This window comes from Lachnospiraceae bacterium JLR.KK002 (assembly GCA_036941025.1).
GTDB lineage: Bacteria > Bacillota > Clostridia > Lachnospirales > Lachnospiraceae > Petralouisia.
Genome location: JAYMNP010000001.1, coordinates 1,971,668 through 1,987,558, shown reverse-complemented (window position 1 = coordinate 1,987,558; position 15,891 = coordinate 1,971,668). Strand labels below are relative to the sequence as shown.

Genomic DNA, 15,891 nt, shown 5'->3' with positions numbered 1-15,891 from the left:
CGATAACTTGCAGCATGCACAACTTTAGGCTGCTTTAGCAGCATGTTGAACCTACCGGCTTTAGCCGGTAGTGGTTCAGTTAATCAATATTGAAAATACAGATAACCGAGGTGATTTGTATAAAAGATATCAAAATAAGGCATATCGGATGTAAAAGTTTGGTGTGCCTTATTTTTTTGAGGATTCAATCTCTGGATATATTACTGCTAAAATATTATAAAAATATTGTAGAAATGGAGCAATGTTGTTTTTTGAATCTTATGGAAATATTGAGATTGCTATTGAATACTGGTAGAAACAGTTATTTTTACAAAATATAAATTTAAGTTATCTGGATTTAGGCAATGCTAATTTAAGTTATTCTGATTTAACTGGAGCGAATTTGGCTGGAGCAAATTTAAGCAAAGTGAATTTAACGGGTACGTATTTAGATTCATCAATCTGGTTAAAGAGTGATATGCAAAATATATCATTGGAACAATTGGAAAAAGCGAATTTTAAGTAGTGTCTGCTGATTAGGTTTAAAACACTTGATTTTACCGACTTTTACCGCATTTTATGGTATAATACCTGCAAGGATTTTGATAAAATCAAACCGTTTTTCTTGCAGTTATTCTGCATATTTTATGTATAAAGGGGCTAAATCAATGTACAAACCTATTAACAAGTTACACCACTCGTTTCTCGATTTCAACCAGCCTATGGGACTCCACATGAACTCGGATAACCGCTGGATCAAACTGGCTGACCGAATCCCATGGGATGAATTTGAAGTAAAATATGCCAGACTGTTCCCGAGTGGTACGGGTAATGTTGCCAAGCCATTTCGGATGGCGTTAGGAGCCCTGATCATCCAGACCAAGTTCCAGTATTCTGATCGTGAACTCGTGGAACAGATCACAGAGAATCCATATCTGCAGTACTTTATCGGACTTCCCGGCTATCAGGAAGAAGCTCCGTTTGATGCAAGCACACTGGTTCTTTTTCGCAAACGCATTTCTGCTGAAATGCTGATGGAAGTAAATGAGTATCTTCTTGCTCACAAAGATGATGACAACAATACACCACCATCTTCCGGAAACTCCGGCGATAATGACGCTTTGAAAGAAGACACAAACAAAGGAACACTGACACTGGACGCAACCTGTGCACCGGCAGACATCCGTTATCCCCAGGATATTTCACTCCTGAACGAAGCAAGGGAGAAACTGGAAACCATCATTTACCGTTTTTGCAAATCCTATGGTCTTCCACTGCCAAGACGCTATAGAAGACGTGCCAGAAAAGATTATCTTTCATTTGCCAAAAGTAAAAAACATAGTGCAAAGAAAATCAGGAAGGCACTGCGCAAACAGCTTGGTTACGTTGCAAGAGACATCGGATATCTGGAAAAGTTCATGAGCGACGGATATGCGATGACAGATAAAGAAATTAGTTTGTATCTGACTATCATCACGCTGTACGAGCAGCAGAAGTACATGTACGATAACAAAGTACACTCAGTGGAACATCGTATCGTAAGCATCTCGCAGCCATGGCTTCGTCCTATTGTCAGGGGGAAAGTAAAAGCCCCAGTTGAATTTGGTGCAAAGTTTGATCTAAGCCTTGACAGTGAAGGATACGGACGCATCGAAAAAATATCGTTTGAAGCATATAACGAGAGCACCTGCCTGATTGAAGCGGTAGAACGCTTCAAGGAACGCACCGGTTATTATCCGAAACGTGTGCTGGCAGATCAGATATACCGGACCAGAGAAAACAGGAGTTATTGCAAAGAGCATGGGATCCGTCTGTCAGGACCAAAACTGGGCAGACCAAGTGCTGCAGTAAAAGTTGATAAAAAACAAGAGTATCAGGATAATACTGACAGAATCGAAGTGGAACGTACTTTTAGCTTAAGCAAACGCTGCTATGGCATGGACTGTATTACCACCAAGCTGGAGGAAACGCAGTTAACTTCTGTCGCATTATCTGTATTTGTGATGAATCTATTCAAGATTCAGAGGCGAATACTTTATGCTCTTTTGTATCTGATCCGATTTTGGTGTAACTGGAGCAGATGTAAGAGTTGGAAGTTGCAAATATTTGCTTAATCAGCAGACACTAAGTATATCATAATTGAAGAGCAGTCTGAAAGAATGAAAATATATAAAAGAGATTTGTTTTTGGATGCACAATAATTTAAGGTAGTGTGGGGGTAGTGTAAATAAATTGTGTTTTTATGCCAGTAGCAAAGGAACAGATTCGACAGATTATTTCAGAAAACAACTTAAACAGCGTCACTGATGTCTATGCCCTGCTCAGGGACAGTTTTAAGGACATCCTGCAGGAACTCATGGAGGCAGAGATGGACGCAACCTTCGGCTACGAGAAGAACCGTAAAGGGGATTTACAGACAGACAACAAGCGCAATGGGCATTCCCCAAAAAACTTGAAGAGCCAGTATGGGGAATTCCAGATTGACGTGCCCAGGGACCGGAACGGGGAATTTGAGCCGAAGCTGATATCAAAATACCAGCGTGACATCTCAGGGATTGAGGAAAAAATGTATGATTTCATATAGTTGTTCTTCAGCTTGTGAGGTGATTTTTACAACATAAGTTTTATCCATTATTGTAACTCCTGTCTTAAATCTGCAAATGCATCAGCAACAGAGCGTGACTGATCAGCTTTGGCTTGTGATAAGCCTGTTTCCATTATGGTGTTAAATTCTTCTGTAGTCATGGAATCCCGTGTTACAGGTTCTTTGGGTATTGAGAGTGAAAAAGGGATGCTTTTAGTCAGGATAATTTGCTTATATAATGCATTGATCACAACAGAAGCTGGTAATCCAAGTTGTGACATGATGGATTCTGCCTGTTCTTTTACTTCTGGTTCGACGCGAGCGAGTACATTTGCACTTTTTGTAGCCATAATTTTAATACCTTTCCTTTTGGATTGATATTATTATATACTATTGTACAACGATTAGCAATACAAATTTTTGTATGGATTGAGGTTAAACGCCGTGTATTTTGTTTTAGAACGTTGACAATGGAAAAATACATATGGTGCAGTGCCTGAATCTTATAATTGTGAAATTAAATTTAGCCAATTTAAACGAGAGATAACGGGTTGCTCAAATGAACTTGTAAAAACAGGGAAGCAGTATATTAACCAGGCAGATACTACAATGGTAACAGATGAAATAAATATGGTTGTGGTAAAAGTGAATGATATAATAAATGAGAGCATAAGATTACTGCTTAAAAAAATAAATATGTCATATTGATATAAGTATCATATCAGCCATCAAAAATAAAAACGATGGCTGGTATTTTTTTATACCTGACAACAGAACATATATTCTATACAATTTAAAGCAGCTCTGAAAATGGGATTGCTTTAAGTGTTATTTTTTTACGGATTTTTTTGTGTTTTTCGCAGTTTTGAGAAAAATGTAAAAGCGAATGGAGAAGTAAAGAGCAGAAAATAATTAAATGATGGGAGGATTGATTATGGTAGGTTTATTTGGACATAACCAAAAGATTTATGAAAATATTCACCGTATGTATAACGAAGGGATTCAGCGAGTGGCAGTTGTCCAGCCAACTGGCAGTGGCAAAAGTCTTTTAATGGCAAAACTGGTTGAGGATAATTCGGACAGCAGATATTTTAAAGAGTTGTTAAAGGAGTTAAAAGTTTTTAATCAAAAAATGCCAAACTCCTTATCTCATAAGGAATCTGACACCTGAAAGAACTGCCGGCAGCGGGACTTGAACCCGCACGTGGTTACCCACAACAGATTTTGAGTCTGCCTCGTCTGCCATTCCGACACGCCGGCCTGTGATTATATATAGAATATGACAGCATGAGTATCTGCCTCAAACAAAAATATATTATCATAGTTGTAAGAAAAAAGCAAGTAATTTTAAGATGTTTTTCTCCTTTTCGGTGGAGCTGTCGGGAAATTTTATTTTCCGACAGCCCTACCATTTTCGTTACACTTCGTCCGGAGGAGCCTGCTCGCCGGGGAATTCCGGATTTTCTCCGTCCGGAGGAGCCTGCCCGTCCGGGAGAGCCTGCCCGTCCGGAGGATTTGATTTTTGTCCGTCCGGAGCATTCGGTATCTGTCCGTCCGGAGCCTCCGGCCTTTCTCCCTCCGGGGATTCGGGAGGCTGGAATCTGCCGGGCATACCGGAAGTATTTCCATAGACAGTGGCGTCCATGGTGACTTCCGTATCCACAGTCCCACAGCGAACCGTATAGGTACTGCCGGACGTTACATCAGGGTGGCTGAAAACAATACTGTCATATTGTTTGGGCGGTGTATAGGAAATTAAGGTATCACTCTGAGTGCTTATCAGGGATATTTCAGTTCCGGCTTCCTGAGGGGCAAAGGTGACCAGCATGGTTCCCTGAGAGGAGGTATCACCGAAATTCTGAGCCATATTGGAAAATCCTGCAGCAGCCAGGGTTCCGCCTGTGATTTTACCCTCCCCGTTATAGTCCAGAGCGCTGTTTCCGCCGTTTTCCGAACCGGAGATGTAAAGTTCTCCCCCTTCCACGTACAGATTTCCATTGGAATCCAGGCCGTCTCCTCCGGCATCGACTGTGAGAGTGCCACCTGTAATCCGGAGAAAAACGGAACTGTCAGCCTCTGTACTGGGCGGGCCGGCAGGAGAGGATTTTGAACCGCTGCCGTCTGAAGCATTCAGACCATCATCGGAAGATGTGATATTGACGGTACCATCCTGAATGAGAATGGTTTTCCCTTCAATTCCTTCATAACTTTTGGATATGGTGACAAATCCGTCTGCAAGGGTAAAATCAGCGTCGGTGTGCATACCGTCATCCCCGGCAGTAATATGAAAAGTTCCTCCGGCAATGTAGAGAAATCCCAGAGCAGGATCGTCCTCATTTCCGCTGTGTATGCCATCTGTTCCGGCGTCAATGGTAAAATCTCCACCGGCAATACAGACGCTGTCTTTCCCGCTCAGACCATGGCGGGCAGCCTGAATATTACAGGTGCCGCCGGTAATGACAAGGTCATCTTTGGATACAATTCCATGTCCGGAACTGCTGTAAATATTCAGAATGCCGGAACCGTTTAAAGTTAAATCGTCCTTTGAGAAAATGGCTGCATCAATGTTATTGTCGTCAATCTGAACGAACTCACCGGAAGCTGTCAGAGTATTTTCACTTTCCGGAGCCAGAGTGAGAAATACTTTGTCAGCCTGCCTGACGTAAATGGGAGCACCGGAATCGCACTGTATGGAAGCATTGTCCAGTACAAGCTGAACTTTATCGGTATCTGCGGCGTCCACAATTACCATGCCCTGTTCCAGGGTACCGGAGAGCAGATAAGTGCCTTCCTGGGAAATGGTAATGGTTGAGCCGGAGATGGCAACCGCTTCCGAATTGCAGGCGGCAGAATTCCCATTCAGGGAAACGACAATGGCTTCTGTCTGGTTGTAATCTGCTTCCAGGTCGCGCTGGCTGAACAGTTCTTCCGGATTGCGGACAATGGCGGTTTCTTCTGAGAAAGCGGATGAGGCGCTGCTGTCAGAATCGGAGTGCCCGGAAGTTCCGGTATCTGACCGGGCAGCTTTGTGTTCTGCACAGCCTGTCAGGGTGAGCAGCAGTGCAAGGGCAAAGATATAAACTGTTTTTTTCATGGTTTTCTCCTTTTATGCCTGCTGATGTTCTGATGTTGCGATACGCAGAATCAGAAAATGGCTGAATTTTTACAGTTCGCAGGGGGCAGTCTCCTGACGGGAAATTACGATTTCCAGATTGCCGTTGCGGCACCGCAGGGCGTCGATGAAATTCTTTTCTTCTGCCGGCTCTTTCAGCGTAATCTGCCAGGTAAGTTTAAAAAGGCTGCCCATGTTGGTGGTTTTTACACTGATCATCTCATGGCGGGACGTATAGATTTCCAGCGGTTCATCAAATACCTGCGTGTAGTCCAGATTTTCCGGGATGGTAATATGTAATATTTTGTTCCGGTCCGGGCGCCGGGGAATTCCGAGGCCAAAACGGGTATAGAACAGGCTGCCGGAACCCAGAATCAGAGAAAACAGCACAGCGTATGTCAGGTATCCCATACCTGCGGTGAGACCGGCGCCCATGGCCAGAAAAATGGCACAGATTTCCCTGGCAGAGCCGGGAACAGAGCGGAAACGCACCAGGTTAAAAGCTCCGGCCACAGCCACTCCTGCGCCGATACTGCCGTGAACCAGCAGGATGACTACACATACAATGGCAGGAATCAATGCCAGCGTAATGACAAAGCTCTGGGTATAACGGGTTTTGTAAGTGTAAACCATGGCCAGAAAAATGCCCATGGCCAGAGATACCGCCAGACAGAGCAGAAAATCCGCAGGCTGAAGGGAAAGGGAGGTCCCTGTTTCAAAAATGCTTTTGAACATGTCAGGAAACATAGCGCAGACCTCCTTCCGGACAGAGATATCCCTGTAAAATTGCTTCCCAGGCTTTTCCGTATTTGGAAAAAGAAGTCCTGAAAATTCCGAATTCGGAGAGGGTTTCGGTCAGCCATAAAGGCATGGCTCCGGCAGTTTTGATTTCCATCAGCGCGGTGTCAGGCGAAAGGATGGGGCTGCCGTAAATGCCGCTGCAAAGGGAGAGCTGTTCCCGACGCCAGAGAATGTTTTCGTCGAAGGTAATGCGCAAATCCGGCGCACTGATACCGGTGAAGGATTTCCGCTCACAGGACAGAAAAACAGCCGGGGCCAGATTTTTGTAAAAATTACGAAAATAATCAATTTCCCGGATAATCTGCGAAGAATCTTTAAAAGGGCGGCCCGGACAGAGACAGCGTTCGGCCTGAGACAGCGTCATGGGAATCCGGCGCTTGTATACCACAGATTTGTACTTTTTCTTCAGTTCCACAAACACGGTGCTGTCAGAATGGGCGGGGCCATAACTGCGCAGCCGCAGTTTTTCCTTATAGGCGGTTTTTTCCAGAGAGCGGCGGATTAAAAGGAAATCCGGGGTATCGAAATAGAGGCTGCAGACGGTGCTGTCCGGGTAGGAGTCCCCTGTCATATAAGGTTTCATGGCAGAGAGGACAGCAGCTTTCTGACGGGAATTCAGTAAATATTTCAGTTCATAGCGCTGAAAGGTATGTTGATAGTCCATAAGTGTTCCTCCTGATTTTGAATATAATCAGATTTTAGCACCCATACCCTAAATGAACCTTAAAATATATATGAAGAGTCTGTGAAAGTCCTGACAGGCCGGAATTCACAGGATAACGCGGATACAGAGAGAATGTCCTTCTTCCGCAGAGGCAGAAATGCTTCCTTTATGGGCTTCCACAATGGCTTTTGCAATGGAAAGGCCGATGCCGTGTCCGCCGGTTTCGGAATTTCTGGAAGGGTCTGTCCGGTAAAACCGTTCGAACAGCCGGGACAGATCTTCTTCTGAAATATACTCCGCAGTGTTGCAGACCAGAAGGAGTATATTTTTGCCTTTTTTCTGCAGGGTGACTGCCACAGAGCCATGCTGCGTGGAATATTTCAGGGCATTGTCCAGCAGAATGGAGAATAACTGACGGATGGATGCCTGATGTGCGCGGCAGGAGAGCTGCGGGGAAATACGGGCGGTAAGGGATTTTCCCTGCGCGGCGGCCAGGGGCTGAAAGGACTGAACCATTTCTTCTGCCAGCTCCGAAATGGAGAAATCTTCTGCGGGAAAGGAATGGTTCGGTTCTTCCATGCGGGACAGACAGATGAGCTCGTCGGTGAGGGAGGAAAGGCGCAGTGTCTGACGACGGATACTTTGGAGCCATTCACTGTCTCCCTGTTCCAGTTCCAGAATTTCCGCATTTGCGTCAATGATGGTAAGCGGGGTTTTGATTTCATGGCCTGCGTCTGTAATGAAACGGCGCTGTTTTTCCTGGCTTTCCGAGACAGGTTTCAGAATAATTCCGGAAAAAATGAGAACCAGTATCAGGACGGAGCCAAGTCCCAGGAGAGAAACCAGAATACTGATAATCAGAAAAGAGCGGAAGGTGGACAGGTTTCTGCCGCAGTCCAGAAAAATCAGACGTGTCCGGCTGCCTGTGCTCTGACGGAGATAGCGGTAGTCGTTCAGAAATCCGGATGCGGCGCCCTGTTCCCATACCTGCATGGCAAAAGCAGAAGCAGCGTCCGTATCTACAGCGGCAATTTTACCGGTATCCACAGACAGGATGCTGCCTTTTTCGTCCAGAAGGACGGAGAAATACCGGGATTCGTAAGGAAGTTCCGGAGACATGGCTCCGGGAGCCGGAGTCCGGGGAAGGGGAGGCTTATGGGAAGGATTATTTTGCTCCGGAGTCGGTTGTTCCATGGGAAAGCGGCCCTCATGTTCAGACAGAATGAGAAGAATATGTTCTGCATCCCGGATAACCTTCCGGTAATTCAGGATATTGACAGTAGCGATAATAATGGTCAGAACCAGCAGAGTGGAAAGCATGGAGACCCCAATGAATTTTCTCCGCAGTTTTTTTATCATGGTTGTTCCTCCAGAGAATAGCCTGCGTTTCTGGCAGCTTTAATCTGTACATCTGCCTTAAGGGATTTGAGCTTTTTGCGCAGAGAAGAAATATAGACCCAGACCACGCTTATGTCCGTACTGCTGTCATACCCCCAGATGTGCTCCATAAACCGTTCGGTGGAAACCAGAGTTCCGGGATGTTTCATCAGCATTTCCATAATCTGAAATTCCTTGTTTGCCAGCCGGATGGTTCCGGCCGGTGAGGAAAGTTCAAAGGCGGCCGGATTCAGTGTCAGATTTCCCCTCTGCAGCGTGGTATTGACAGCAATGGTCTGTCTGCGGGTCATGGCCCGTATTCTGGCCAGAAGTTCCCGGAAGGAAAAGGGTTTGGTGAGATAGTCGTCCGCCCCTGCATCCAGCCCTGTTACCCGGTCGTCAATTTCTGATTTTGCAGTGAGCAGCAGGACAGGAATGGGATTGCCCTGGGCGCGGATGGTTTTAAGAACCGTCAGCCCGTCTTTTTCTGGCATCATAATATCCAGAATCAGCCCGTCATAATTGCTGCTTTCCAGATATTCCAGCGCCGCCTCTCCGTCGTATACGGCGTCAACGGAATAGTTGTTTCGCTCCAGTATGGTAACTAATGCTCTGGATAAGTCTTTTTCATCTTCAGCCAGTAATAAACGCATGAAATATCCTCCTTGAAAAATACACCCTGCCTTTCCGTACAGTCAGAAAAACAGGGTGCACCGGTCAGGAAACTGCGGGAGATGAATTTCCCTTTTCCTTAAATGCAATTTTAAGAAGTATGGGTGTCAGAATGGTGGTGACCACCACGGTGATTACAATAGGGGCGTACAGGGAGCCTGCAAGAAGACCCAGTGATTCGCCCTTGTTGGCCACAATCAGAGCAACCTCGCCGCGGGAAATCATACCGATTCCAATCTGGAAAGATTCTTTTCCGCTGTAGCCCATGGCCTTTGCACCCAGTCCGCAGCCCAGTACTTTGGTGAGGATAGCCACGAGCAGAAGCAGGCCGGTAAATAAAAGGACACCGGAGGACATGGAGCTCAGTTCCACTTTTAAACCAATGCTGGCAAAAAATACCGGGGCAACCAGCAGATAGGATACCGTATCAAATTCCCTATAAATAATCTCCCGTTTGGTACTGTGGCTCAGTACAAGGCCTGCCACATAGGCGCCGGTGATGTCAGCCACGCCGAAGAAATGTTCCGCACAGAACGACATCACAAGGCAGAACGCAAAAGTCATGATTACGTGGCGCCGGTTGGGCCTTGGGTCCAGGGAAACCCATTTCTGCATTACAAATCCGAATGCAATACCGAAAATTGCGGCAAATACAAAGAATCCCACGATTTTCAGCAGTACCAGGAGGATGTTGGTATTGGGGTCCGCCATGCTGGTAACCAGAGTCAGCGCCACAATACCCAGGATATCGTCGATAATGGCGGCGCCCAGAATGGCAGTTCCGGCTTTGGTGGAAACTTTTCCCATTTCCTTTAAAGTCTCTACCGTAATACTTACCGAGGTTGCGGTAAGGATAATACCGATAAATATATTCTGCAGCAGTTCACTGGAAGACAGATCAGGGGAAGATACGCCGCAGGCATAAGCAACGCCGAAACCGCCTGCCAGCGGAAGCAGCACACCCATAAGGGCAATCACAAAAGAGGCAAGACCGGAACGTTTCAGCTCATCCGTGTCTGTCTCAAGACCCGCCATAAACATCAGGACAATCACGCCGATTTCGGAAATCTGATTTAAAAAGGTGCTGCTCTCGATTAAGTCCAGACATGCAGGCCCAAGAATCAGCCCGGCCAGCAGCGCACCCACCACCTGAGGCATATGGGCCCGCCGGGTGATTAATCCCAGCAGCTTTGTGCTCATAAGAATAATAGCCAAATACAACAGATAATCATAACTCATAAAAATACCTCCGTCCAGCTTATGTAATTCTAAGGAATTATACATCCATAAATAAAAAAAAACAAGTTGAAAAATTACCGATATTTATGGAAAAAGTAATTGTATTTCAGGTAAAAATTTACTATGATAATCAGAGTATCCCAAATGTCCCGGTTCCTGCGGGCAGGCCGGCAGGAACCGGGACATCTGACCTGAGAAAGGAAACCATTATGAAGAAGAAAATTTTACTGATTGCCACGGGAGGGACCATTGCCTCCCAAAACTCCGGAAACGGGCTTATACCGCTGATTCGCGCCGAGGAAATCCTGTCGTATATTCCGGACGTATATGAGTTTTGCAACCCTTCTGCAGTACAAATCTGCAATATTGACAGCACCAATATGGAGCCCAGGCACTGGAACATGATAATGAAAGCGGTAAGGGACAATTACGAAGCATACGATGGGTTCGTGATAGCCCATGGAACCGACACCATGGCATATACGGCGGCAGCCCTGTCCTATATGATACAGAATTCCTCCAGACCCATTGTAATCACCGGCGCCCAGAAATCTGTTGATCTGGAAATCACAGACGCTAAAACCAATCTGCTGGACAGCTTCCGCTATGCGGCGGATGATGGCTCTCAGGGGGTTCAGATTGTGTTTGGAGGGAAAGTGATTGCCGGTACCAGAGCCAGGAAAATCCGCTCCAAAAGCTACAACGCCTTTGACAGTATTGATTTTCCGTTTCTGGCCACGATACAGGACGGACGAATTATGCGTTATATCCCTGCGGTTCCCTTTGAAGAACCGGTGGCTTTTTACGAGAAAATGAATGACAATATTTTTCTGATGAAGCTGATTCCCGGCATTTCGCCCAAAGGGCTGAAATTTCTGTTTAAACAGTATGACGCCATTATTGTGGAAAGTTTCGGTGTAGGAGGTATTCCTGCCTCTATTTCCGATATGTTCTATGAAATGTATGAAACCCATCCGGAAAAAGTGATTATCATGGCCACTCAGGTGACCCATGAAGGCAGCGATATGACTGTTTATGAAGTGGGGAATAAAATCAAAAAAGAATGCCGCTTCCTGGAATCCTATGATATGACTCTGGAAGCGGTGATTGCCAAAACCATGTGGCTGCTGGCCAACAGAGGAACAGAGAAATCCGATATTAACCAGTTGTTTTATAAAAAAATAAATTATGATTTAATATTTAACGGGTTTTCCGGTTGATGAATTCCGTCTTGTATTTGGAGTACACAATCTTCTGGCTGTGATACAGGCCATAGTAACCGGACAGCATATACCCCAGGGAAACGGACAGCAGATAATAGGGCATTCCTTCATAGCCGAACAGTTCAAAGCTGATTAACAGGGAGGTAATGGGACAGTTGGTTACGCCGCAGAATACGGCGCCCATGCCGGCCGCAGTACAGAGTTCCGGCGCAAAGCCCGTGAGATTCCCAAACAGGCAGCCTGCTGTAGCCCCCACAGCAAAGGAGGGCACAATTTCGCCGCCTTTGTAGCCGGCGCCCAGCGTAACAGCAGTAAACAGCATTTTCAGCAGAAAGCCGTAAGGCTGGTAATCATTTTCAAAACATTCCGCAATCAGCACCATACCGGAACCGTTATAATCCTGATTTCCAACCAGCAGAGTGAGAAGAATCAGGAAGATGCCTCCGGCAAAAATTCTGGCATAGGGGTTGGGAAAGTATTTTTTGTAAAGTTTTTCGCTGTTATGCAGAATTACGCAGAACAGTGTGCTGACTCCGGCGCACAGCATGGCCAGCACAGCGATGGCGGCTGCAGATGTAACGGAGAATTCCGGAAGGCCGGAAATGAGAAACTGTTCCGGGGCAATCTGGCAATAGCGGGCAATGCCCTGAGCCACCAGAGAAGAAATCACGCAGGGAACCAGGGCGGCATAGTGCATAATGCCCACGCTGACTACTTCCATGGAAAAAATAGCGGCAGCCATGGGAGTGCCGAAAAGCACGGAAAAGGCGGCGCTCATACCGCACATAATCATGATATGCCGGTCTTTTTCATCAAAACGGAACAAAGTCCCCAGGGAGTTGCCGATACTGCCGCCAAGCTGCAAAGCGGCTCCTTCCCGTCCGGCGGAACCGCCGAACAAATGGGTTATGACAGTGGAAATAAAAATCAGAGGCGCCATTTTCAGCGGAATGTGTTTGCCGGAATAGATGGCGGCAAGCACCAGATTGGTACCGGTATCTTTTTCATCGTGCATAATATGATAGGCTCCCACAATCAGGAGCCCTGCTCCGGGCAGAAAATAAATCAGCCATGGATAAGAAGCTCTTGCGCCGGTGGCAAAGGTAATACAGTAATGGAACAGAGCGCCGGCGCTTCCCACCAGAAGGCCGGATAATATGGAAAATACCATCCATTTGAGAAATACCAGGAAACGTCCGGAAAGATGCCTTATGTACTGTTCAAATTCTTCTTTTATCATAACAAAACTCCCAATGTATCAATTTTCAGGTCTGTGTCCATCTTATCATCCGCTGAAAAAAAAGACAAGACGATTTGTAAGGTTATTGTAAGAAAAAGGAATTTCTCTGTTAAGGCCGGAAGAGTATGATAAAGCCGGTAAAGGAACAGAGAAAAAGGAGGATATAACATGTGGTCGAGAAAAGAACTGAAGGAGAAAGCCAGAAGATGTGTCAGCCTGAATTACTGGAAGATGGTGCTGGCGGCGCTGCTGCTGGCAGTTGTATGCGGCGGAGGGAGTTCTGTCAGCTCGTTCGGCGGGGCGGCTGCCGGGCTGGACAGCGATGATGATTCCGAATATGAATACTCACAGGAACATAATCAGGAAGAATGGCATTACGAAAATGGGGTGTATTATGAAGATGAGGAACTGGCAGACATGATTCTGGAGGATGGTATTGGTGTATTTCTGATGGTATTTGTCATTGTAATACTGCTTGTCCTGCTTATTGTATTCCTGGTGGTGCTGCCTTTGGATATTTTCGTATTCAATCCCCTGTCTGTGGGAATCCGGCGGTTTTTTGTAAAAAATCTGAAAGAACCGGCACAGATGAAAGAAATATGCTATGCTTTTGATCATGGATATAAAAACTGCGTGAAAACAGAGTTTTTCCGGAAACTTTATATTTTTCTGTGGCTGTTGCTGCTGATTGTTCCCGGAATTATAAAAAGTTATGAATATCAGATGGTTCCCTATATTCTTGGGGAACAGCCGGATCTGGAAAAAGAACGTGTGTTTGAACTCAGCAAAACCATGATGTACGGAAATAAGTGGAAAGCATTTGTACTGGATTTGTCTTTCCTGGGCTGGTATCTGTTAAACGGTATCACACTGGGGATTCTGGGGATTTTTTATCTGAATCCTTATGTGGAACAGACCGGTGCGGCCCTGTATCAGACGCTGAAAGTGCAGTATCTGCAAAACAATCCGTGAAAAGCAGAGGAGGGAGAAACTTATGGCATACAGGATTCTGGTGGCGGACGATGAAAAGGAAATTCGGGATTTGCTGCGGCTGTACCTGGAGAAAGACGGATATCAGGTAGCGGAGGCCTCAGATGGCAGGGAAGCATTGTCTCTCCTGGAACAGGGGGAGACAGATATGGCGCTTCTGGATATTATGATGCCCCGGATGGACGGCTATAATGTACTGAAAAAGCTGCGGGAGACCAGCAATATTCCGGTGATGATTCTCTCGGCGAAAGACCGGGACACAGACAAGATTCTGGGACTGGACTTAGGCGCGGACGATTATCTGGCCAAACCCTTTAATCCCATGGAAGCCATGGCCAGAATCAATTCCAATATCCGGAGATTTTATTCGCTGGGAGCCAGAAGCGGAGATTTGAAACAGCTTGTAGTCCGGGACCTGAGGCTTGATACGGAAGCCTGCCTGGTGTACCGAGGGGAAGAACCGATTAATCTTACTTCCGTGGAATACAAACTGTTGCGGCTTTTTATGGAACATCCGGGCAAAGTGTATACAAAGCAGCAGGTGTATGAAAATGTGTGGGGCGAGGAATACGCCATTGCAGACAACAATATTATGGTGTGTATCAGCCGCCTTCGGGCAAAGCTGTCAGAGGACAGCGGAGCATATATTAAGACCATACGGGGGCTGGGATATCGGATGGAGAAATAAACATGAAACATGAAACATGGAAATGGTTTTTAATCCGGCGCTTTCTGATGATTCTGATTCTTCTGGCCCTCAGCGAGCAGATGCTGAATCTTCTGTACGAAGGGATTATTTATCCCTGGCTGGGAGAGACGCTGCATTTCCGGTTTTTTATGATGGAGCTGGAAAGAGGCCAGACGGTGGGATTGCTAATCCGGGGAGCAGCCTATCTGGCGGCTATGGGAATCTGCGGCCTGCTTCCGGATCCGCTGAAGACCGGACTGCAGGGGATGGCGGAGCAGTTTGCCGGAGACCGCCTGACTACCTGGATTGTAACTCAGACGAGAAATATGACGGGCCGGGAAGCCAGACTCTATCTGCTGGGAACCGCAGCCCTGACGATTTTTGTCATCATTACCCTGATACTCCCTTATGTTATTGCGGCCTTTGCATTCAGCCGGATGGCAGAACAGCATGTAAAGGAGCTGGAAGCACAGGAGCGGCAGCAGCGGGAGGAATATGACAGGCGGAGAAGTCTGCTGCTGTCAGATGTGGCCCATGACCTGAAAACACCCATGACGGCCGTGGCAGGCTATGCCAGGGCCCTGCTGGAGGAATCCGGCGGGGAGGAAGATTCGGATTTTACAGGAAAAGAAGGGAAGACGGTACTGCCCCGGAAAGAATATCTGGAAACCATATACGGAAAATCCATGCAGATGAGCAGTCTTTTGAATCTGCTGTTTGAATATGTGAAGCTGGACAGCGAAGGATATCAGCTAAAGAAAACAGAAGAAAATCTGTGGGAACTGCTGCGGGAAACTGTTGCAAACCTGTATATGGATTTTGAGGAAAAGGAAATGGAAATTCTGCCGGAAATCCCGGAAGAGGAAATCCGGATGCAGGTGGACAGAGTGCAGTTTCAGCGTGTGGTTTCCAATCTGCTGAACAATGCCATCCGCCATAATCCGAAAGGGACGCGGGTTTGGGTAAAGGCTGAGTATGAAGAAGAACAGGTGACTGTCAGGGTATGTGACGATGGCGTCAAAATTCCCCGGGAAACAGCAAAATATATGTTTGACCCCTTTGTGCTGGGAGATGAATCCCGCAAAAGCAGAGGAGGCAGCGGCCTGGGCCTGAGCATTGCCTGGAAAATCATTGACATGCACGGAGGGAGCCTTACACTGGATCAGGAGGAAGGAGAATTATATACCAAAACCTTTCTGATACGTCTGCCCTGCAGCATGTCGGAACCTGAAAAATTTCACGCTTTAAATCAGTAAAATACTGCCGAAAACACCGGAAAATTCAGGATAAATTTCCTATTGAAATGGAGAAAAAACACGCGT

The 15,891-nt window shown here is 46.4% G+C and carries 14 protein-coding genes, 1 tRNA gene and 1 pseudogene; 7 read left to right on the top strand and 9 right to left on the bottom strand.

Going from position 1 to position 15,891, the window contains the following annotated elements:
• Positions 1-647: 647 nt before the first annotated feature.
• Positions 648-2,093, top strand: a complete 1,446-nt coding sequence (locus tag VSQ32_09535; protein ID MEH2943097.1) for an IS5 family transposase — start codon at positions 648-650, stop codon at positions 2,091-2,093.
• Between the two features lie 128 nt (positions 2,094-2,221).
• Positions 2,222-2,548: pseudogene (locus VSQ32_09530) on the top strand (transposase).
• A 62-nt stretch (positions 2,549-2,610) separates the two neighbouring features.
• On the opposite strand, the gene VSQ32_09525 reads toward VSQ32_09530, so the two are convergent.
• Positions 2,611-2,913 (bottom strand): type II toxin-antitoxin system RelB/DinJ family antitoxin, encoded by a 303-nt coding sequence (locus VSQ32_09525; GenBank protein MEH2943096.1) that lies wholly within the window; start codon positions 2,911-2,913, stop codon positions 2,611-2,613.
• A gap of 584 nt (positions 2,914-3,497) precedes the next feature.
• On the opposite strand from VSQ32_09525, the gene VSQ32_09520 reads away from it, so the two are divergent.
• The gene (locus VSQ32_09520; protein MEH2943095.1) at positions 3,498-3,734 is read left to right on the top strand and encodes a DEAD/DEAH box helicase family protein; all 237 of its coding nucleotides are present in this window, start codon (positions 3,498-3,500) and stop codon (positions 3,732-3,734) included.
• 6 nt (positions 3,735-3,740) lie between these two features.
• Here VSQ32_09520 and VSQ32_09515 read toward each other — a convergent pair.
• The 7 genes from VSQ32_09515 to VSQ32_09485 form a co-directional block, all read right to left on the bottom strand.
• Positions 3,741-3,823: transfer RNA gene (locus VSQ32_09515), tRNA-Leu, on the bottom strand.
• A 157-nt stretch (positions 3,824-3,980) separates the two neighbouring features.
• Entirely contained in the window at positions 3,981-5,657 is a 1,677-nt protein-coding gene (locus VSQ32_09510; GenBank protein MEH2943094.1) for a carbohydrate-binding domain-containing protein, read from the bottom strand.
• A gap of 69 nt (positions 5,658-5,726) precedes the next feature.
• On the bottom strand, positions 5,727-6,422 hold the full coding sequence (locus tag VSQ32_09505) for a DUF4956 domain-containing protein (protein ID MEH2943093.1): 696 nt from the start codon (positions 6,420-6,422) through the stop codon (positions 5,727-5,729).
• Positions 6,412-7,140, bottom strand: a complete 729-nt coding sequence (locus VSQ32_09500; protein ID MEH2943092.1) for a polyphosphate polymerase domain-containing protein — start codon at positions 7,138-7,140, stop codon at positions 6,412-6,414. The genes VSQ32_09505 and VSQ32_09500 overlap by 11 nt, the downstream gene beginning before the upstream one ends.
• A 105-nt stretch (positions 7,141-7,245) precedes the next feature.
• Positions 7,246-8,499, bottom strand: a complete 1,254-nt coding sequence (locus VSQ32_09495; GenBank protein ID MEH2943091.1) for a HAMP domain-containing sensor histidine kinase — start codon at positions 8,497-8,499, stop codon at positions 7,246-7,248.
• Positions 8,496-9,170, bottom strand: coding sequence for a response regulator transcription factor (locus tag VSQ32_09490; GenBank protein ID MEH2943090.1), 675 nt, complete (start codon positions 9,168-9,170; stop codon positions 8,496-8,498). Before VSQ32_09490 ends, VSQ32_09495 begins: the two co-directional genes overlap by 4 nt.
• Before the next feature lie 64 nt (positions 9,171-9,234).
• Positions 9,235-10,428: a cation:proton antiporter gene (locus tag VSQ32_09485; protein MEH2943089.1), complete on the bottom strand. Its 1,194-nt coding sequence runs from the start codon at positions 10,426-10,428 to the stop codon at positions 9,235-9,237.
• 209 nt (positions 10,429-10,637) lie between these two features.
• Between VSQ32_09485 and VSQ32_09480 the strand changes: the two genes are divergently transcribed.
• Positions 10,638-11,648 (top strand): asparaginase, encoded by a 1,011-nt coding sequence (locus VSQ32_09480; protein MEH2943088.1) that lies wholly within the window; start codon positions 10,638-10,640, stop codon positions 11,646-11,648.
• On the opposite strand, the gene VSQ32_09475 is transcribed toward VSQ32_09480, so the two are convergent.
• Positions 11,629-12,891 (bottom strand): chloride channel protein, encoded by a 1,263-nt coding sequence (locus tag VSQ32_09475; protein MEH2943087.1) that lies wholly within the window; start codon positions 12,889-12,891, stop codon positions 11,629-11,631. The genes VSQ32_09480 and VSQ32_09475 overlap by 20 nt on opposite strands.
• 168 nt (positions 12,892-13,059) lie before the next feature.
• Here VSQ32_09475 and VSQ32_09470 point away from each other — a divergent pair, with 168 nt between their 5' ends.
• The 3 genes from VSQ32_09470 to VSQ32_09460 are packed head-to-tail and all read left to right on the top strand — an operon-like array spanning position 13,060 to position 15,825.
• Positions 13,060-13,863 carry a DUF975 family protein gene (locus VSQ32_09470; protein MEH2943086.1) on the top strand — a complete coding sequence of 268 codons (804 nt, stop codon included), beginning with the start codon at positions 13,060-13,062 and terminating at the stop codon, positions 13,861-13,863.
• 22 nt (positions 13,864-13,885) lie between these two features.
• Positions 13,886-14,569 carry a response regulator transcription factor gene (locus VSQ32_09465; protein MEH2943085.1) on the top strand — a complete coding sequence of 228 codons (684 nt, stop codon included), beginning with the start codon at positions 13,886-13,888 and terminating at the stop codon, positions 14,567-14,569.
• Between the two features lie 2 nt (positions 14,570-14,571).
• The gene (locus VSQ32_09460) at positions 14,572-15,825 is read left to right on the top strand and encodes a HAMP domain-containing sensor histidine kinase (protein ID MEH2943084.1); all 1,254 of its coding nucleotides are present in this window, start codon (positions 14,572-14,574) and stop codon (positions 15,823-15,825) included.
• Positions 15,826-15,891: the final 66 nt, after the last annotated feature.

Excerpts from the sequence above, each read along its gene's own strand:
- VSQ32_09535 (MEH2943097.1), top strand. The coding sequence starts at position 648 with ATGTACAAACCTATTAACAAGTTACACCACTCGTTTCTCGATTTCAAC.
- VSQ32_09525 (MEH2943096.1), bottom strand. The coding sequence starts at position 2,913 with ATGGCTACAAAAAGTGCAAATGTACTCGCTCGCGTCGAACCAGAAGTA.
- VSQ32_09520 (MEH2943095.1), top strand. The coding sequence starts at position 3,498 with ATGGTAGGTTTATTTGGACATAACCAAAAGATTTATGAAAATATTCAC.
- VSQ32_09510 (MEH2943094.1), bottom strand. The coding sequence starts at position 5,657 with ATGAAAAAAACAGTTTATATCTTTGCCCTTGCACTGCTGCTCACCCTG.
- VSQ32_09505 (MEH2943093.1), bottom strand. The coding sequence starts at position 6,422 with ATGTTTCCTGACATGTTCAAAAGCATTTTTGAAACAGGGACCTCCCTT.
- VSQ32_09500 (MEH2943092.1), bottom strand. The coding sequence starts at position 7,140 with ATGGACTATCAACATACCTTTCAGCGCTATGAACTGAAATATTTACTG.
- VSQ32_09495 (MEH2943091.1), bottom strand. The coding sequence starts at position 8,499 with ATGATAAAAAAACTGCGGAGAAAATTCATTGGGGTCTCCATGCTTTCC.
- VSQ32_09490 (MEH2943090.1), bottom strand. The coding sequence starts at position 9,170 with ATGCGTTTATTACTGGCTGAAGATGAAAAAGACTTATCCAGAGCATTA.
- VSQ32_09485 (MEH2943089.1), bottom strand. The coding sequence starts at position 10,428 with ATGAGTTATGATTATCTGTTGTATTTGGCTATTATTCTTATGAGCACA.
- VSQ32_09480 (MEH2943088.1), top strand. The coding sequence starts at position 10,638 with ATGAAGAAGAAAATTTTACTGATTGCCACGGGAGGGACCATTGCCTCC.
- VSQ32_09475 (MEH2943087.1), bottom strand. The coding sequence starts at position 12,891 with ATGATAAAAGAAGAATTTGAACAGTACATAAGGCATCTTTCCGGACGT.
- VSQ32_09470 (MEH2943086.1), top strand. The coding sequence starts at position 13,060 with ATGTGGTCGAGAAAAGAACTGAAGGAGAAAGCCAGAAGATGTGTCAGC.
- VSQ32_09465 (MEH2943085.1), top strand. The coding sequence starts at position 13,886 with ATGGCATACAGGATTCTGGTGGCGGACGATGAAAAGGAAATTCGGGAT.
- VSQ32_09460 (MEH2943084.1), top strand. The coding sequence starts at position 14,572 with ATGAAACATGAAACATGGAAATGGTTTTTAATCCGGCGCTTTCTGATG.